The sequence below is a fragment of the Shewanella mangrovi genome (assembly GCF_000753795.1).
Classification (GTDB): domain Bacteria; phylum Pseudomonadota; class Gammaproteobacteria; order Enterobacterales; family Shewanellaceae; genus Shewanella; species Shewanella mangrovi.
The window spans coordinates 44,432-61,251 of record NZ_JPEO01000023.1 but is presented as its reverse complement, the minus strand read 5'-3'; the positions used below and the strand labels follow the sequence as shown (position 1 = coordinate 61,251).

General features: G+C 48.0%; 20 protein-coding genes. 8 read left to right on the top strand and 12 right to left on the bottom strand.

Annotated features, from left to right (window positions below):
• Positions 1-158: 158 nt before the first annotated feature.
• A complete protein-coding gene (locus HR45_RS17690) occupies positions 159-698 on the top strand; it encodes a gamma carbonic anhydrase family protein (RefSeq protein WP_037445574.1) in 540 nt (179 codons plus the stop codon).
• 17 nt (positions 699-715) lie between these two features.
• On the opposite strand, the gene HR45_RS17685 is transcribed toward HR45_RS17690, so the two are convergent.
• Both HR45_RS17685 and aroE read right to left on the bottom strand, forming a co-directional pair.
• On the bottom strand, positions 716-976 hold the full coding sequence (locus HR45_RS17685) for a DUF1488 family protein (protein WP_037445573.1): 261 nt from the start codon (positions 974-976) through the stop codon (positions 716-718).
• Positions 973-1,794, bottom strand: coding sequence for a shikimate dehydrogenase (aroE, locus tag HR45_RS17680; protein ID WP_037445572.1), 822 nt, complete (start codon positions 1,792-1,794; stop codon positions 973-975). Before aroE ends, HR45_RS17685 begins: the two co-directional genes overlap by 4 nt.
• Positions 1,795-1,921: 127 nt before the next feature.
• On the opposite strand from aroE, the gene HR45_RS17675 reads away from it, so the two are divergent.
• Positions 1,922-2,353 (top strand): group II truncated hemoglobin, encoded by a 432-nt coding sequence (locus HR45_RS17675; protein ID WP_037445571.1) that lies wholly within the window; start codon positions 1,922-1,924, stop codon positions 2,351-2,353.
• 10 nt (positions 2,354-2,363) lie between these two features.
• Here HR45_RS17675 and hemF read toward each other — a convergent pair whose 3' ends face one another.
• The 6 genes from hemF to HR45_RS17645 all read right to left on the bottom strand — a co-directional run bounded on the left by hemF (position 2,364) and on the right by HR45_RS17645 (position 7,290).
• Positions 2,364-3,275, bottom strand: a complete 912-nt coding sequence (gene hemF, locus HR45_RS17670; protein WP_037445570.1) for an oxygen-dependent coproporphyrinogen oxidase — start codon at positions 3,273-3,275, stop codon at positions 2,364-2,366.
• A gap of 16 nt (positions 3,276-3,291) precedes the next feature.
• On the bottom strand, positions 3,292-3,855 hold the full coding sequence (gene tsaC, locus HR45_RS17665; RefSeq protein ID WP_037445569.1) for an L-threonylcarbamoyladenylate synthase type 1 TsaC: 564 nt from the start codon (positions 3,853-3,855) through the stop codon (positions 3,292-3,294).
• A gap of 90 nt (positions 3,856-3,945) precedes the next feature.
• Positions 3,946-4,509, bottom strand: a complete 564-nt coding sequence (locus tag HR45_RS17660) for a DNA topoisomerase family protein (RefSeq protein ID WP_037445568.1) — start codon at positions 4,507-4,509, stop codon at positions 3,946-3,948.
• A 113-nt stretch (positions 4,510-4,622) separates the two neighbouring features.
• Positions 4,623-5,096, bottom strand: coding sequence for a DUF494 family protein (locus tag HR45_RS17655; protein WP_037445567.1), 474 nt, complete (start codon positions 5,094-5,096; stop codon positions 4,623-4,625).
• A 2-nt stretch (positions 5,097-5,098) separates the two neighbouring features.
• Complete coding sequence (gene dprA / locus HR45_RS17650; protein WP_156104121.1) at positions 5,099-6,199, bottom strand: DNA-processing protein DprA; 1,101 nt, start codon at positions 6,197-6,199, stop codon at positions 5,099-5,101.
• Positions 6,196-7,290 carry a LysM peptidoglycan-binding domain-containing protein gene (locus HR45_RS17645; RefSeq protein ID WP_037445566.1) on the bottom strand — a complete coding sequence of 365 codons (1,095 nt, stop codon included), beginning with the start codon at positions 7,288-7,290 and terminating at the stop codon, positions 6,196-6,198. The genes dprA and HR45_RS17645 overlap by 4 nt, the downstream gene beginning before the upstream one ends.
• Positions 7,291-7,418: 128 nt before the next feature.
• Between HR45_RS17645 and def the strand changes: the two genes are divergently transcribed.
• Genes def through HR45_RS17620 form a run of 5 tightly spaced genes read left to right on the top strand, consistent with a single transcriptional unit; the run spans position 7,419 to position 13,089 of the window.
• Positions 7,419-7,931 carry a peptide deformylase gene (def, locus tag HR45_RS17640; RefSeq protein ID WP_037445564.1) on the top strand — a complete coding sequence of 171 codons (513 nt, stop codon included), beginning with the start codon at positions 7,419-7,421 and terminating at the stop codon, positions 7,929-7,931.
• Positions 7,932-7,955: 24 nt separating this feature from the next.
• Complete coding sequence (gene fmt / locus HR45_RS17635; RefSeq protein ID WP_037445563.1) at positions 7,956-8,924, top strand: methionyl-tRNA formyltransferase; 969 nt, start codon at positions 7,956-7,958, stop codon at positions 8,922-8,924.
• 2 nt (positions 8,925-8,926) lie between these two features.
• Entirely contained in the window at positions 8,927-10,210 is a 1,284-nt protein-coding gene (gene rsmB, locus HR45_RS17630) for a 16S rRNA (cytosine(967)-C(5))-methyltransferase RsmB (protein WP_037445580.1), read from the top strand.
• A gap of 14 nt (positions 10,211-10,224) precedes the next feature.
• Positions 10,225-11,634, top strand: a complete 1,410-nt coding sequence (gene trkA / locus HR45_RS17625; protein WP_037445562.1) for a Trk system potassium transporter TrkA — start codon at positions 10,225-10,227, stop codon at positions 11,632-11,634.
• Positions 11,635-11,646: 12 nt separating this feature from the next.
• Positions 11,647-13,089 (top strand): TrkH family potassium uptake protein, encoded by a 1,443-nt coding sequence (locus HR45_RS17620; protein ID WP_037445561.1) that lies wholly within the window; start codon positions 11,647-11,649, stop codon positions 13,087-13,089.
• On the opposite strand, the gene hemG (HR45_RS17615) is transcribed toward HR45_RS17620, so the two are convergent.
• Entirely contained in the window at positions 13,090-13,635 is a 546-nt protein-coding gene (hemG, locus tag HR45_RS17615) for a menaquinone-dependent protoporphyrinogen IX dehydrogenase (RefSeq protein ID WP_037445560.1), read from the bottom strand.
• A 197-nt stretch (positions 13,636-13,832) separates the two neighbouring features.
• On the opposite strand from hemG (HR45_RS17615), the gene HR45_RS17610 reads away from it, so the two are divergent.
• Positions 13,833-14,141, top strand: a complete 309-nt coding sequence (locus tag HR45_RS17610) for an ArsR/SmtB family transcription factor (RefSeq protein ID WP_037445559.1) — start codon at positions 13,833-13,835, stop codon at positions 14,139-14,141.
• 13 nt (positions 14,142-14,154) lie between these two features.
• On the opposite strand, the gene hemG (HR45_RS17605) is transcribed toward HR45_RS17610, so the two are convergent.
• The 3 genes from hemG (HR45_RS17605) to HR45_RS17595 are packed head-to-tail and all read right to left on the bottom strand — an operon-like array spanning position 14,155 to position 16,784.
• A complete protein-coding gene (gene hemG, locus HR45_RS17605; protein ID WP_037445557.1) occupies positions 14,155-14,676 on the bottom strand; it encodes a menaquinone-dependent protoporphyrinogen IX dehydrogenase in 522 nt (173 codons plus the stop codon).
• Complete coding sequence (locus tag HR45_RS17600; protein WP_037445555.1) at positions 14,676-16,133, bottom strand: TrkH family potassium uptake protein; 1,458 nt, start codon at positions 16,131-16,133, stop codon at positions 14,676-14,678. Before HR45_RS17600 ends, hemG (HR45_RS17605) begins: the two co-directional genes overlap by 1 nt.
• 27 nt (positions 16,134-16,160) lie before the next feature.
• Positions 16,161-16,784: a YigZ family protein gene (locus HR45_RS17595; RefSeq protein ID WP_063355123.1), complete on the bottom strand. Its 624-nt coding sequence runs from the start codon at positions 16,782-16,784 to the stop codon at positions 16,161-16,163.
• Positions 16,785-16,820: the final 36 nt, after the last annotated feature.

Genomic DNA, 16,820 nt, shown 5'->3' with positions numbered 1-16,820 from the left:
TGCCGTCTCAGTGGGTGCGCATTATAGGCACATCAGAAAACCGCGCAAGAGGCTTTTTACGCTTTTTTTGCTTTTTCAGCTCGTTTGCTGACTATTTGAACCAAGTAGTTTATTTTTCGCCATATAATGCACAAAACAACAGCAAGGGACCTCTTTTAATGAGTCAAAGTTTACGAGCCTATAAAGGAATGACGCCGACAATCGGCAAAGACGTGTATATAGATGAGGCTGCCGTATTAATTGGTGATATTCGTATTGGTGATGACGCCAGCATTTGGCCGATGGTTGCTGCACGAGGTGACGTAAACCATATAGCGATTGGCAAACGCACCAGTATTCAAGACGGTACCGTCTTGCACGTGACCCGTCGCAGTGAAGCCAAACCCGATGGCCATCCACTGATTATTGGTGATGATGTGACTGTTGGACACAAAGCGATGTTACACGGTTGCCAAATTGGCAACTGCGTTTTGGTGGGCATGGGATCAGTGATCTTAGATGGTGTCGTGGTAGAAGATAATGTGATTGTTGGCGCTGGTTCCGTGGTGCCACCCGGTAAGCGACTTGAAAGTGGCTTTCTCTATGTGGGCAATCCTGCCAAGCAAGCTCGCCCTCTTCGCGAAAGTGAGCTGGCCTTTTTACCAAAATCATCAGACAACTATGTGCGTTTAAAGAACGACTATTTAGCCGAACAGTAGCGCATTGCGAAGTCGGGCTAACTCAGCTCGACTTCTCCTTTCGCGTTAAAGGCTTCTTGAGCAATCTTTGCTTCGAGTTGGTCTTCAATGTCAAAGCGATTGTCTTCATAGGCGTTTAGCCAATCGGACACCTCGTCCACATTTGCGTCTAGCTTGGCAAGATAACTCACCGCTATTACACATTGAATGCACATGCCACCGTCCATTGCCGAACAGATGATGGCTTGGCGTTCAAGGTCAGCTTGGGCGTCATCATTGAAAAGCAGTTGCTGATTCATGGCTGTTGCTCGAGTTGTTGTCTTAGCTGTTGCAGTACCGGCTCAACAGCGGGATATATGCCACGCCATAAATTAAAACTGTGTGCTGCCTGCCCCACCAACATACCTAAGCCATCGATAACCAGTTTGGCCCCCTGTGCTTGTGCCCATTGGTTGAATGTGGTCATCTCTTTGCCATACATCATGTCGTAGCAGATTGTATGCTCGCCAATCACACTGCTAGGTACATCGGGAAGTTGTCCATGCAAACTAGCCGAAGTGGAGTTAATCACGACATCGTAACCTTGCGCTAATGTACCCGCCTCGCATGCTTTACATCTTGTTGGTGCGACTGCTGCGAGTTGCTCCGCTTTTACTTTGGTCCGATTGTAGATATCAACACTTGTAACATCTGCATCGAGTAGCGGTAGCAAACAGCCTTTTGCGGCACCGCCCGCCCCGATAAGTAGCACGGTTTTGCCTTGCAATGATGTATGTGCTGCCAGATCACTCACCAAGCCTAAGCCGTCGGTGTTATCCCCCTGTAGTTGACCATTTTCTAGCTTAATAAGGGTATTGACCGCGCCAGCAAGTTTGGCTCGCTCACTCAGTTCATCACAAAGCGCATATGCTTGCTCTTTGAAAGGCACAGTCACGTTGGCCCCTTTGGTGCGTGCATCAGCAAAGAAGGACTTAGCGGTTGCTGCAAATTCCTCAACCGGGGCTAGTATTTTCTCATAAGCCAAATCTTCGCCCGTTTGCTGCGCGAAAGCATGATGGATAGCGGGTGATTTGCTGTGTGCGATAGGATTGCCGAATACTGCGTATCTGTCGGTCATGGCGGGCGTTAATTATCTTGTTAATGTTGTGCCAGTGTAAATTGCCACTTGCTCACTGGCAATGTTCTGCTGCGCTCCGCCACGATTGCTCGTTATAATGCCATCACTATCACGAATACCGAACGTTATGAACTTTCTCAAAAAGCTGTTTCGCAAAAGACCTTCCGCAGAGCGCGATCCACACCAATCTAATGCTTACGACATGATTGGCGGCGAACGCACCATTCGTAAACTCGCCAAACAGTTTTATCTAGAAATGCGCACTAGACCAGAGACTCGGGAGTTGTTAGCTATTCATCCACCAGCACTCGAAGAGTCAGAACAAAAGTTGTTTGAGTTTTTGAGTGGCTGGCTCGGTGGACCGCAACTGTTCACCGAACGCCGTGGTGCGCCAATGCTGAAAGCACGGCATTTGAACTTTGCCATTGATGATAAGATGCGCGACCAATGGTTGCTATGTATGCGTTCGGCATTAGAAAGCACAATAAAAAAGGCGGAACATCGCCGCGTTATTTATCAAGCGATCAGCCAGTTGGCCGATCACATGCGTAATCGATAGCCACTGTGGGTTAACTTGCCAACCAATCCTGTGGTTTAAGGAACTGGTCATACAGCTCAGCTTCGGCCGAATTAGGTTCTGGCTGAAAACCATATTGCCAACGCACCAACGGCGGCATCGACATCAGAATGGATTCTGTACGACCACCGGTTTGTAATCCAAACAAGGTACCACGGTCGTATACCAGATTGAATTCCACATAGCGGCCACGGCGATACAACTGGAACTCGCGTTCGCGCTCGCCATACGCGCTATCTTTACGACGGCTCACAATTGGGCTGTAACCCGTGATAAAGCCACTACCCACCGCTTGCATAAAATCAAAACAGCGTTCAAAGCCGCCTTCATTGAGATCATCAAAGAACAAACCACCCACACCACGGGTTTCATTGCGATGCGGCAAAAAGAAGTAATCATCACACCACTTTTTATATGTAGGATACATATCGCTACCAAACGGCTCGCATAATTCTTTGGCGTGTTGATGCCACTCTTTAACATCTTCCAAGAAGGGATAGTACGGCGTTAAATCGAAGCCACCACCAAACCACCATACCGGATCAGCGCCCTCTTTGCGGGCAATAAAGAAACGCACATTGGCATGGGTAGTTGGCACATAGGGATTCAGCGGATGGATCACCAAAGACACACCCATGGCTTCAAAACTGCGACCCGCGAGTTCGGGTCTATGAGCGGTTGCAGATGCAGGCATCTGTTCGCCAGTGACATGGCTAAAGTTAACCCCCGCTTGTTCAAAGACTGCGCCTTGAGTCAAAACTCGACTACGACCGCCCCCACCTTGTTCACGCAGCCAGCTGTCCTCGACAAAACTCGCCGAACCGTCAAGTTGCTCTAACGCTTGGCAGATGTTGTTTTGCAGTTGCATAAGAAAGACTTTGACTGCATTGGAATCCGGTGCCATGTGTACTCCTGTTTGCTTATCCCTGACGTAGCACTTTGCCTGTGCGAATATCGATAATGGTCGAAGGTTGACGTTGCTCGCCTAGTTCGCCAGCAATAACTGCGTCTACCTTGCGACCAAACATCTGTTCAATGGTGGCGCTATCTAATGCTGGCTCTTCTCCCGCTGGATTGGCGCTGGTTGAAATAAGCGGCTTAGCCACTGTTTGACATAAGCTTTTCACGATCGGATGCGCCGACACTCTTACCGCTACGGTATCAAATTGGCCGCGCACTAAGGTAGACAGACTCGCTTTCGCAGGAAAGATAAACGTGAAAGGGCCGGGCCAGAACTCATGAGCATGAGCCAATTGCTCAGCACTAATCTCTGTTAAGTCGAGATAGGGGCGCAACTGGTCAAAATTATCCGCCACCATGATCAGTCCCTTTTCCCAAGGGCGCTGTTTGATATCAAGAATCCGTTGCACAGCAGTGAGGTTATCCGGATCACACCCTAAACCAAAAACCGCTTCTGTGGGATAGGCGATAACACCGCCTTCTGCAACAAGCTCAGCGACGTCGGTCGCAGCTATCTGCAACATGCTCAATCCTTAACGATGAGGTGTTTAAAAATGAAAGTGGGCGGAATTATAACGCAGCGACATTCACTGACCAGTAAAACTTGAGCAAGATCACAATAGCCGTTTGTAGTGACAACTTTTGCTGGGGCATTCTAAACGCTTGCCTGCTGCCGTTTTACGTTCCACTAAAATCGCAAAACCACATTCTGGGCATGTCTCAGCATGGGGGGGATAATTCACTAAAAAGCGACACTGCGGATAATCACTACAGGCGTAGAAGGTTTTACCAAAACGATTCGTTTTGGATTCTAGCTGACCCGATTTACATTGCGGACACGTCACCTGCTGCTCAGGAGATTCTTGTGTGTGCTTCTCGATATGGCGACACTCAGGATAACGGCTGCAACCAATAAAGATCCCGAAGCGGCCAGATTTCACCGCCAGCTCCGCACCACATTCTGGGCATTCAGAACCGGGAAGCGGTTGTGACTCAATCGCTTCATGTTGCACCAGCGGACGACGGTAGTCGCATTGGGGATAATTACTACAACCAAGAAAGCTACCATGCTTACTATGGCGAATCGTCAACTCTGCACCGCATTGCGGACAGACTTCGTATTCTCTCTCCAATGCATGTTCTTTAGCATTAAATAGCTGTTGATCTATCTTCGCCATAAATCGCCGTCGTCAATTCACCTTAAAGCAAAGTGTAACATAGCTGTCGATGACACTTTGCATAATAAAAAAGAGGCTTAACGCCCCTTTCTTGCTTCAATACTGATGTGTGTTTAGGAATGCAAGCGACCGTCTGGTTGTTCGAAAATCAAATCTTCCATCTGAGCATAAGCCGATTCGTTTCCTGGTGCATTAAATAGCACCATTAAGATCACCCACTTAAGATCTTCCAGTACCAGCGTAGGCTCATCTAACTCCATCACACGGTCAATCACCATTTCACGTGTTTCAAAGCTAAGGACATTCACCTGTTCAAGAAAGAACAAAAATCCGCGACATTCCACATCCAACTTATCCATTTCATCGGCCGTGTAGATACGGAATGAATTTTTGTTACTTGCCGTCAGATACGGTGTTTCACTTTCTTGCAACGCAGCAAGACGTTCCAACCAACTTAAGGCTTTTAAAATTTCAGACTGATGGAAACCAGCACGGGTAAGTTCTTTGGTCAATTCATCTTCATCGACCATGAGTTCTACTTCACTATGGACATAGTTTTCAAACAAATACATGAGGATATCGAACATGGCTAGCTCCTCTTAAGTCTAACGTAACCACCAGGTACAGCCGCTACCAACCCTTGTAGTTCAAGTTCAAGCAACTGTTCCAACACCAGATCCAACGCTATACCACTGTTTGCAACCACTACATCTATTGCTGTGGTTTCATAACCTACACTAGCTAACAGTGATTTAAATGGCAACTCGGAGCTGTCTTCTTTGGCTAAATGGGGTTCAATTGCCAAAGATTCAAGGTGCGCACGCAACAATGGTGGTAGCTCTTCCACTATATCGGCAATATTCTCCACAAGTTTTGCGCCATTTTTAATCAAGTCATGACAACCTTGGTGATCGCCTGCTAACAGACTACCTGGTAACGCAAAGACTTCACGCCCCTGTTCACTTGCTAACCTCGCAGTGATCAGCGAGCCACTCTTGCGCCGTGCTTCAATGACTAAAGTGCCTAACGCCAGCCCACTGATGATGCGATTTCGTTTAGGGAAATTGCCAGAAAATGGTTTTACATCAGGCCAGAATTCACTGACTAAGCAACCAGAATCAATAACATCGCGAAAAAGATTACGATGACGCTTAGGATAAACTTGCTCGACACCAGTACCTAAGACACCTAATGTGCGGCCACCAGCAGCGAGGCTGCCTTGATGGGCGGCACCATCGATACCCGCTGCCATTCCGGAAATCACCACTATCCCCAAGCCAGCCATTTGCGCCGCAAAGTCATATGCTTGTTGTAAGCCATTGCGGCTCGCATCTCGACTTCCAACGATAGCCACAGAAGGGGCAACCAGAATATCGATATCTCCTTTGCAAAATAGCACGGTGGGGGCATCGTCTATCTGCTTAAGCAGTGGAGGATAAAATGGGGAGTTTTGCGTGATGATAACGTGGTTTGCTGCTGCATCTTGCCAACTTAAGGCCAGTTCTACCTTTTGCTTGGCTGCAACGATGTGGGATGCTTGCAGTCTTGCGGCAATCGATTGCGGTTCATGCTCCAATCGTTGCCGTAATTGCTGCACATCCATGTGCTCAAGTAATTGTCTAATCCGCAGCGGGCCAAGCCCGGATACCGCACTGACAACTAACCAATCGACCAGAAAATCTTCGGTCATTCTCCTTTTAAAATGGCATCAGGCTTGAACAATTCATCGCCCACGCGCATCGGACGTTGGTCGATAAGGATTAAGCCCAAACTGGTTTTATCAAACACCTTAAAGATCATCACTTGGCCACGGTACAATTTTGGTAACTGAATTTCATCACCAAAGGCGCCTTTCATCTTGTCATAAGCCGATTGCTCTTCCGGCGCGACAGGAATGCCATCACCATCCATCACAACCGTTGCGCCAGGCTTGTAAACAGTAAACACCTGACCTGGTTTAACACCAGCCTCGGCACCGCGGTCGATATAAGCCACATCCAACTTACCCATTTCTCGAATGTTGCCATTTGCCGCCAGCAGTTTAGCGCCCTCAGTGTCACCCGCCATTGGCATAAAATAGGCTGGCATCAGCGCATCATCTTCCACCGACATCACGCGGTATCCGGCTTTGGTCTCCTGAAAACTTCTAAACAGTAATACTCGCGATACATCGCCGCTTTCGATAACGCGTCCGGTTGCAGATAAGATGATCTCTTGCCCAAGAGACTCACCAGTCGCTTCATCTTCAAACTTGCGACCCGGCGCATAGAAGGCCAACTTAGTACCTTCCGCAACATTACCTTGAACATAAACCACATCACCATCGACATGGTGATAGGACGGACTTTCGCCACCAAGCACTTTAGGTTGTTGTTCCAGCCAAACTTCATCAACAACCCGGTTTTGTACTAAGTAGGGTTGAATCACGGCCAGATCGATTGCCGGTACTGCATCGCCTTTGGTTTTCACCTGCCCAGCTGGACCAATTTTTTTGAATGGCTTAGTGACCAAGCGCGGTTCACCATCGATAAATACCAAGGTTAGCCGATCACCAGGATAAATTAAGTGCGGGTTGGCAATTTGTGGGTTAGCCCCCCAGAGCTTAGGCCAACGCCACGGGTCTTTGAGGAACATCCCCGAGATATCCCATAGCGTATCGCCCTTTTTTACGACGTATGACTCAGGGTGACCTGCTTTTAATGTGAGCACATCTGCATGAGTTCCACCACAGACAATTGCAAGCAACGCAAGTAGAGTAAACCTTTTCATGGGCCCGTCCATGTAGTTGGCGCATTAGGAAAAATGAGCTTTTTCTGTTATTGATAGCCGCTAACGATTAAAATTATGTCATTAGCACCAAAGAGTATAACCAAGTCCCTTGGTTTTAGCACGATTGTTAAGAGTTATATATGGCTTTGTTAAACGTATTACGTTATCCAGATGAAAGACTTAGAACTATTGCCAAGCCGGTCACTGATTTCGGCTCGGCTTTGCAAACCCAAATCGACGATATGTTCGAAACCATGTATGAAGAAAAAGGCATTGGTTTAGCGGCGACACAAGTCGATTTCCACCAGCGGTTGATTGTTATGGATCTGCAGGATGAAGTAGAACGCCCGAAGGTGTTCATTAATCCTGAAATCGTGACCAAGAGCGGCGACTTCTGTAATGAAGAAGGCTGCCTGTCTGTCCCTGGGGTTTATGCCAAGGTAGATCGTTGTGAATTTGTCACCGTAAAAGCGTTTGATCGCGACGGCAAAGAGTTCACCGTCGAAGCTGACGGTTTGTTCGCAATCTGTATTCAGCACGAAATGGACCATCTACAAGGCAAGTTGTTTGTCGACTATCTGTCTGCGCTGAAACGCCAACGCATTCGTCAGAAGTTGGAAAAGGCGGCACGTCAGGACGCCAAAAGCAGCTAATCGCTTTTTATTCAGGAACATGTTTTGAATTCGCTGAAAATTATTTTTGCCGGTACACCGGATTTTGCTGCACGTCATCTGCAAGCACTTATCGAAAGTGAGCATCAGGTCGTCGCGGTTTATACTCAACCAGATCGTCCAGCCGGACGCGGCCACAAGTTAACCCCAAGCCCAGTAAAATTGCTGGCAACGGAACATAACTTGCCAGTCTACCAACCTAAATCACTGCGTGATGAAACTGCGCAACAGGAATTAGCCAACATCGATGCCGACATTATGGTCGTCGTGGCGTACGGCTTGATCCTGCCGCAAGTGGTATTGGATACCCCAAAATTAGGTTGTATCAACGTTCACGGCTCGATTTTGCCTAAGTGGCGTGGTGCCGCGCCGATTCAGCGAGCGTTGTGGGCTGGAGATACCGAAACTGGCGTCACCATCATGCAGATGAATGCCGGCCTAGATACTGGTGACATGTTGCAGATCAGTACCCTGCCAATTGCAGATAGCGATACCTCAGCCACCCTATATAACAAGCTGGCTGAGCTCGGGCCCAAGTCCCTCGTAGCAGCATTGAGTGGTTTAGCCGCTGGCACACTCACAGCAACGCCGCAGGATGACAGTTTGGCGACCTATGCCGAGAAGCTATCCAAAGAGGAAGCGCGTATCGACTGGAACAAGTCTGCTCTGGCACTTTCCCGTGAAATCCGCGCCTTTAACCCTTGGCCAGTCAGTTATTTCACGCTGCACGAGCAAAATGTCAAAGTGTGGCAAGCACAGCCGATTACTGACCAAATAAGCTTGCCAGCAGGCACCATTATTAGCGCCAATAAGCAAGGGTTGACGATTGCTACAGGCGACGGTCAATTGGTGATCACTGAGATGCAACTACCGGGCAAAAAGGCGATGCCAGTGGCTGACATTCTCAATGCTCGCGGTGATTGGTTTGCTGAAGGCACTGTTTTAGTAAGTGCAACCGCAGAAGGTGGGCAATGAAACTGAATATTCGCGCGCTAGCGGCCCAAGTGGTGTTTCAGGTACTGGAAAACGGCGCCTCTTTATCTAATGTATTACCGCAACATCAAGCACAATTGGCCAACGGTAAAGACCGTGCGCTACTGGCAGAACTTAGCTATGGCGTGATGCGGGTGCTGCCGCAGTTGGATAACTGCATTAGCCAACGCCTGCAAAAGCCGTTCAAAAACAAGCAACGCCTGCTGCACCATCTGCTACTGATTGGCTGCTATCAGCTGTATTTCACTCGCATTCCGGCGCACGCGGCGATTTCAGAAACCGTTGAAGCTTGTCGTCAGTTGGGTTTTGAAAACTTCGTTAAAGTGATCAATGGCGTACTACGTAATGTGCAACGTGCAGAAGCACCGTTGGAGACCAGCAATGATACGCTGAAATACTGCTTCCCCGGTTGGCTGGTGAAAAAGCTTAAAGCAGCCTATCCCGACAGCTGGGAACAGATTATTGAACAAAGCCAGCAACGCCCACCGATGTGGCTGCGTAACAACCAACGCCAGCAAAGTCGTGATGAATTTTTAGCGCAACTGGCTGAAATCGACATTGATGCTAGCGCGGGCCTAACTGCCGATGCAATGTTGTTAGCGACGCCAACCGATGTCAGCGCCCTACCACGTTTTGCCGAAGGCAGCGTATCAGTACAAGACCAAGCGGCCCAGTGGGCAGCAACCTTGCTGGAACCACAGGACGGCGAATTAATCCTTGATGCTTGCGCGGCGCCCGGCGGTAAAAGCTGCCACATTCTGGAATCTGCCGATGTTCGTTTAGTTGCACTCGACAATGATGCTAAGCGCCTCGAACGGGTTAGCGAAAATTGCCAACGTCTTGGATTGGATGCCACCATTTTGTGCGCCGATGCAGCCAATATTGACGCTAGCTGGAGCGGTGAACAGTTCGACCGTATTTTGTTAGACGCACCATGCTCAGCCACCGGCGTAATTCGTCGTCACCCTGATATCAAATGGCTGCGTAAAGCAGCGGATATCGATGCGCTGCAAAAAGTGCAGGCGCAGATTCTTGATCACTGCTGGAAATGGTTAAAACCGGGCGGCACGCTGTTATACGCCACCTGCTCAATATTACCAGACGAAAACAGCCAACAAATTGAGGCCTTTGTCGCACGCACTCCAGATGCGACTTTAGAGACCATCACAGCGGCTAAAGAAAACGGCGCAACAGGCTGGCAAATCCTCCCCGGACAAGACAATATGGACGGGTTTTACTACGCCAAACTGGTCAAAGCGATCGTTTAGGAGCTTTTCAAGGCATGAAAATCATCATCCTCGGTGCTGGGCAAGTCGGTGGCACACTGGCTGAAAACCTCGTTGGAGAGAACAACGACATAACCATTATTGACCATGATCGCGCTCGCCTACGTGCACTACAGGATAAGTTCGATTTACGGGTCGTTGTCGGCCATGGTGCGCATCCGGGGGTGTTGCGCGAGGCGGGTGCAGAAGATGCTGATATGCTGGTCGCTGTGACCAATAGCGATGAGTGTAATATGTCAGCTTGTCAGATTGCTTATACGCTGTTTGGCACTCCAACTAAGATTGCCCGTATCCGTTCAGAGCAATATCTCACTATTCAAGATAAGTTGTTTATCGACAGCGAAACCAAAAACACTGAGGCCAAGCTGCGTGGCGGTTTTGTTATTGACGAGCTCATTGCTCCCGAGCAGTTAGTAATTACTTACATACACCGTTTAATTGAATATCCAGGCGCTTTGCAGGTGCGAGACTTCGCTGATGGCAAGGTCAGTCTAGTGGCGGTTAGGGCCTACTACGGTGGTCCTTTAGTGGGTAATGCACTGGCGGCATTGCGCGAACACATGCCGAATATTGATACCCGGGTGGCGGCCATTTTCCGTCAGGGCCGCGCTATCATGCCGCGCGGTACCACCATCATTGAAGCGGATGACGAAGTGTTCTTCGTTGCTGATAGCCGGCATATTCGTGCGGTAATGAGTGAGATGCAAAAGCTGGATAACTCTTACCGGAATGTGATGATTGCGGGCGGCGGTAATATCGGTCAGGGGTTAGCGAAAAAGCTAGAACGCAACCACTCAGTTAAACTGATTGAACATCGCCAAGAGCGTGCCGAAGCGCTCTCCGAAGCGCTGGAAAACACAACGGTTTTCTGCGGCGATGCCTCAGATCAAGAATTGCTACTCGAAGAGCATATCGACCAGACTGACGTATTCATTGCCGTTACCAACGATGACGAAGCGAATATCATGTCAGCCTTGCTGGCAAAACGCTTGGGCGCCAAGAAGGTAATGGTGCTGATCCAACGTGAAGCCTATGTGGATATTGTGCAAGAAGCCAACATTGATATCGCGATTTCGCCGCAACAAGCCACAATATCGGCGTTGCTGACCCACATTCGTCAGGGTGATATCTGTAACGTCTATTCATTGCGCCGCGGTGCTGCGGAAGCCATTGAGGCTATCGCCCACGGTGACCCAGGTACCAGTAAAGTGGTTGGTCGCCAGGTTGGCGAAATTAAACTGCCACCGGGTACCACTATTGGAGCCATTGTACGTAATGAAGAGGTACTCATGGCGCATGATCGCACCGTTATCGAACAAGGCGACCATGTCATCCTATTCTTGGTAAATAAGAAGTTTATTGGCGAGGTGGAAAAGCTGTTCCAACCTAGCGCCTTCTTCTTCTAGGTTGTTATTACCATGCTGAACTATAAGCCGCTGTTATTTATTCTTGGCCTGTTTCTGTCGATGCTGACCGGATTTATGTTTATTCCATTAGCGCTGGCATTAGTGTACGGCGAAGAAACCGTAATGGCCTTTTTAATTTCAGCCATGGTATGCGGCATTGTCGCCAGCATTTGTGTCCATAAAGGACAAAGTAAAAAGCTGCATCTGAATATCCGCGATATGTTCCTGCTTACCAGCCTAACCTGGTTTATTGTGAGCTTATTCGCGGCGATGCCGTTTACCCTGTATCACGGTATCGGCTATACCGACGCCTTTTTTGAAACCATGTCAGGTGTTACCACTACTGGGTCTACCGTTTTATCTGGGTTGGATAAAATGGATCACTCAATTTTGATGTGGCGTTCATTGCTGCAATGGCTTGGAGGTATCGGCTTTATTGTGATGGCGGTAGCTATTCTGCCGTTCTTAAACGTCGGTGGTATGCGGCTGTTCCGTACCGAGTCTTCCGATTGGTCAGATAAGACCATTCCACGCACCCAAAGCCTCGCAAAACATCTATTCCTAGTATATATCGGTCTCACTATCGCCTGCGCCATTGCCTATCACTTGGCAGGAATGAGTTGGTTTGCCGCTATCAATCACTCGATGACAACTTTGTCTACCGGGGGATATTCGACCTCAGATAGTTCAATGGCTGCATTTCCGGTGAATTGTCACTGGGTAGGAGTCGTGTTTATGGCCGCGGGTGGTCTACCACTATTGGTATTCGCTCAAACGATTCAACAACGCACACTGAAAGTCTGGCAAGATGCTCAAATTCGCGGTTATGTGCTGTTCTTGGCGTTGGTATCATTTGGCTTAGCCTACTGGTTATACGATACCCGTAATATTCAGTTTATTGATGCGCTGCGGCTATCAAGCTTTAACGTTGTTTCTGTGGTTACCACCACAGGCTATGGATTAACTGATTATGGCAGTTGGGGCGCATTGGCTAACATCGCCTTTCTATTCCTAATGTTTGTTGGCGGCTGTTCTGGCTCAACCTCCGGCGGTATTAAGATTTTCCGTTTTCAAATCGCCGTAGCAATCATGCGCGAACAGCTTAAGCAACAGTTTCATCCAAACGGTATCTTCCGTGAGCGCTATAACAACCGCCCCATCAACGAAGAGATTGTACGTTCACTGGTCACCTTTATGATGTTGTTCGCTATGGTGATTGTGTTACTGACATTGATATTAGTACTGTGCGGTCTCGACCCTCTCACCAGCTTATCTGGTTCAGTGACTGCGGTGACCAACGTTGGGCCAGGCTTGGGCGAGATAATTGGCCCCGCGGGAAATTTTTCTAGTCTGCCTGATGTGGCCAAATGGGCGTTATCTATTGGTATGTTGCTGGGACGGTTAGAAATTCTCACCGTTGCAGTGCTATTCCATCCCAGCTTCTGGCGCTATTAATCAATCCTCATCGAGCAGTGAGACGATGTGTTTGCCATAGGCACTCACATCATCCCAGTCGGTGTAATCAATAACGGCTTTAGGATCTGTTGGTCCATCCGTCATTTTCATAATCAGACGAATCATCTGCTTATCGAGCCAACCCCATGACGGATAGTCCACCTTACCGGCAATAATCTTCACATCTTTTGGCTTCCACGCAGATAGCGCCATAAATTTCTGCAGGTATTTATTGTTTTCCAGTTGACGCTTTTCAGGCTTACGCGCAACAACGTTGACGGAGAAAAAGCTTATCGCTTTATCGCTCAACTGCTGTTTATTTTGTTCACAGAATTCAAATACGGTTTTGTCATAAGTGCCGTACAGCACACAGGCACCAAATACCACCGCATCCCATTCATCCCAGTCGATCCCCTCTTTACTGGCTTCTTTGATATCCATCATTTCACAACGGCATTGTTCAGCGGCAATAGAGCGCATCAAATGGCGACTAATTCTGGCGGTATGACCACCACGGGAAAAATAAAGTATCAGCACAGATTTCATTGAAGTAGGCTCAATAGGAGTAAAGTAAGTAAAGATATTGCCGCAAACTCGAAAGCGGATCTACGATAATGCCCAAAGAAGACAAGCAGTTGCATTTCTTAATTAGTAAAAATGAGATCTAGGTTCAAGACTGCTTTATTGCGCATTTATTAGTATTTGATTAGAATTATCTAATCAAAATGGGGTGGGCGTCACATATGACCAAAGAAATTAATGTCGGTGCCATGCTGACAAACGCTGAAGTAGCGGCCAAATGGCTTAAAGCGGTAGCAAATCCTTACCGACTGATGATCTTGTGTCTGCTGTTGGATAACGAGCTGAGCGTTACCGAGTTAAACGAAACCGTGCCGTTAAGCCAGTCTGCACTTTCACAACATCTGGCGGTATTACGCGCCGAAGATTTAGTTTCAACGCGTAAGAGCTCTCAAATCGTTTACTACTCACTGAAAAACGAGCAAGTCACCGAAGTTATCTCTATTCTGCACCGTAAATTCTGCGCCGCATAACGACGCACTATCCTTACAGCTGTACGAATTCATTGGCAAACTGACGCACGCGATCCCAGTCAGTGAATTCGTATGTCTGATTCACGTCTGTAGGCCCCTTAGTAAGCCACATAATGAAACGAATAATGTTTCTGTCCCAAAATCCATATTGTTGATACACAATACGTCCAGCAAAGACACCGAGTAACTTAGGTTGCCACAAAGACAACTTTAGAAATTTCTGCATATACATATTGGTATCAGGCGTATTCTTATTGGGTTTGCGCGCCACCGCATTAACACAGAAAAAACCGTTACTTTTACCGTCCAATAACGCTTTATAGCGATTCACAAACTGCAGCAATTGGGGACGATATTTACCATAACGGATACTCGCCCCAATCATTACTTTATCAGCCCAATGCAACTGTGCTTCGGAGACCTGATCAATTGCACATACCTGCGTGTTGTGTTGTGAACATTGCTCTGCGATGACGTCACAGATACGCTGGGTTTGACCATCAACGGTCGAATAAAGCAGGAGAATATTGGCCATTAATTTTTCCAAAAGCTGGGGATAAATAACACTAACAGGGTGAACACCTCTAAGCGCCCAAACAACATTGCTACCACCAACACATACTTTTCCGCGTCGGTAATGGCGGCATAGTTTGCGGCGACATCACCTAAGCCAGGACCTAAATTGTTCAAACAAGCGGCTGTGGCACTAAATGAGGTGATCGCATCCATCCCCATCGCCATCAAGATCAACATGCATATAACGAACACCAACGCATATGCCGAGAAAAATCCCCATACAGCGTCAATCACTCTGTCCGGTAGCGCCTTGCTGCCAATGCGTATAGAAAACATCGCCTTTGGATGGATCAGACGTTTAAGCTCACGGTAGCCCTGCAGGATCAGTAGCACCATGCGGATCACCTTAATCCCGCCAGCAGTCGAACCACCGCAGCCACCGATAAAACTGGAAAAGATCAGCAGAATTGGCAGGAATAGCGGCCATTCGTGAAAGCTTTCAGTGCCAAATCCTGCTGTTGTCGAAACCGACACAGCCTGGAACAGCGCGTAATCAAACGTTTCTTCTGCGGAATCGTAAATGCCGGTATGTAACAGCGTTAAGAAGCACACCAAGGTCAGAGCTAGCTGTACCAATAACAACGCTCGAAACTCGGCATCGCGAAAATAGGTTTTGAGATTAATGCCTCGGCGCGAAAATGCCGCAAAGTGCAGGCTAAAATTCACCGCAGCGACGAGCAAAAAGAACACGCAAATGAGATTAATTGCCGGGCTTTGATAGTAACCAATACTCGCATCATGCGTCGAAAAGCCGCCGATGGCGATGGTAGAAAAAGAGTGGCAAATCGCATCAAATACTGGCATTCCAGCAAAGTGGTATGCAGCAGCGCAAGCGATAGTGAGTAATAGGTAGATGTACCATAACGTCTTAGCGGTTTCGGCAATACGCGGCGTCATTTTGCTGTCTTTTACCGGACCTGGAATCTCTGCCCGATACAACTGCATACCGCCAATGCCTAATACAGGCAGAATGGCGACCGCTAGCACGATGATCCCCATACCCCCCAGCCATTGTAACTGATGTCGGTAAAACAAAATCGCTTTAGGTAACTCATCCAAACCAACAATTACCGTGGCGCCCGTTGTCGTTAATGCTGAGAACGACTCAAAGACACTGTCAGCAAGTCCCAACTCTGGATTATCTACCAACAAGAAAGGTAAGGTTCCCATTGCGCCCAATACCGTCCAAAACAGCACCACAATGAGAAAACCTTCACGGGTACGCAGATCTTGCTTATGCATCCGATTGGGATACCAAAGCAATGAACCAAAGATGATACTGATGAGAAATGCCTGCACAAATGCCGTGCCACCACCATCGCTGTAGATCATCGATACGGCCACAGGCGGTAGCATAGTAATTGAAAATAGCCCCACCAGTAGCCCAGTGATACGGGTAATGGTTCGAAAGTGCATCTTGCTCCTAAATGCCTAACCTATCGGCTAAGAATTTTCCGTGTCTCTTGTTATCTTAACGGCCATCGGATGAATGGCTTGCAGCTGTTCGCACAAACTCTTTATACAGGATAAAGGAAGTTTAATACGTAGCACCACTTGTTCAGCAAATTGTTTATTCTCAATGACTAACTGCTGCTTTTGGCAAAAGTGCTCAACAGAACCTAATTCACTATAGCTGCATTGCAATGTAATGCTTTCTGTCGGTTCGCGCGTAAGCAAATTCGCTTCGCTTAAAGCCAGCTTTACACCACTGCCATAGGCGCGCACTAAACCACCTACACCGAGTTTTGTGCCGCCGAAATAGCGCACAGACACCACGCCGCAAAAGCCCACGTTTGCGCCAGTCAGCACGTTTAACATAGGCCGGCCAGCACTTCCAGCGGGCTCACCGTCATCACTAAAACCAACAACCGCATTATCGCCGGGGATTGAAGCCACAAACGCTTGGCAGTAATGGTTAGCACTTGGATATTGGCTTTTAATCCGGTCTAACTGTTCACGAAATGCCTGAGGACTATCAATTGAGAACAATAAGGTAATGAATTTACTGCCTTTAAATTCCTCTTCGACCTCAACAGGTTCAGCAAGTATCAAATATTGTTGGCTCAAAGGCACATCCTAAGCGGTGATAAACAATGACTATTA

Excerpts from the sequence above, each read along its gene's own strand:
- HR45_RS17690 (WP_037445574.1), top strand. The coding sequence starts at position 159 with ATGAGTCAAAGTTTACGAGCCTATAAAGGAATGACGCCGACAATCGGC.
- HR45_RS17685 (WP_037445573.1), bottom strand. The coding sequence starts at position 976 with ATGAATCAGCAACTGCTTTTCAATGATGACGCCCAAGCTGACCTTGAA.
- aroE (WP_037445572.1), bottom strand. The coding sequence starts at position 1,794 with ATGACCGACAGATACGCAGTATTCGGCAATCCTATCGCACACAGCAAA.
- HR45_RS17675 (WP_037445571.1), top strand. The coding sequence starts at position 1,922 with ATGAACTTTCTCAAAAAGCTGTTTCGCAAAAGACCTTCCGCAGAGCGC.
- hemF (WP_037445570.1), bottom strand. The coding sequence starts at position 3,275 with ATGGCACCGGATTCCAATGCAGTCAAAGTCTTTCTTATGCAACTGCAA.
- tsaC (WP_037445569.1), bottom strand. The coding sequence starts at position 3,855 with ATGTTGCAGATAGCTGCGACCGACGTCGCTGAGCTTGTTGCAGAAGGC.
- HR45_RS17660 (WP_037445568.1), bottom strand. The coding sequence starts at position 4,509 with ATGGCGAAGATAGATCAACAGCTATTTAATGCTAAAGAACATGCATTG.
- HR45_RS17655 (WP_037445567.1), bottom strand. The coding sequence starts at position 5,096 with ATGTTCGATATCCTCATGTATTTGTTTGAAAACTATGTCCATAGTGAA.
- dprA (WP_156104121.1), bottom strand. The coding sequence starts at position 6,199 with ATGACCGAAGATTTTCTGGTCGATTGGTTAGTTGTCAGTGCGGTATCC.
- HR45_RS17645 (WP_037445566.1), bottom strand. The coding sequence starts at position 7,290 with ATGGACGGGCCCATGAAAAGGTTTACTCTACTTGCGTTGCTTGCAATT.
- def (WP_037445564.1), top strand. The coding sequence starts at position 7,419 with ATGGCTTTGTTAAACGTATTACGTTATCCAGATGAAAGACTTAGAACT.
- trkA (WP_037445562.1), top strand. The coding sequence starts at position 10,225 with ATGAAAATCATCATCCTCGGTGCTGGGCAAGTCGGTGGCACACTGGCT.
- HR45_RS17620 (WP_037445561.1), top strand. The coding sequence starts at position 11,647 with ATGCTGAACTATAAGCCGCTGTTATTTATTCTTGGCCTGTTTCTGTCG.
- hemG (WP_037445560.1), bottom strand. The coding sequence starts at position 13,635 with ATGAAATCTGTGCTGATACTTTATTTTTCCCGTGGTGGTCATACCGCC.
- HR45_RS17610 (WP_037445559.1), top strand. The coding sequence starts at position 13,833 with ATGACCAAAGAAATTAATGTCGGTGCCATGCTGACAAACGCTGAAGTA.
- hemG (WP_037445557.1), bottom strand. The coding sequence starts at position 14,676 with ATGGCCAATATTCTCCTGCTTTATTCGACCGTTGATGGTCAAACCCAG.
- HR45_RS17600 (WP_037445555.1), bottom strand. The coding sequence starts at position 16,133 with ATGCACTTTCGAACCATTACCCGTATCACTGGGCTACTGGTGGGGCTA.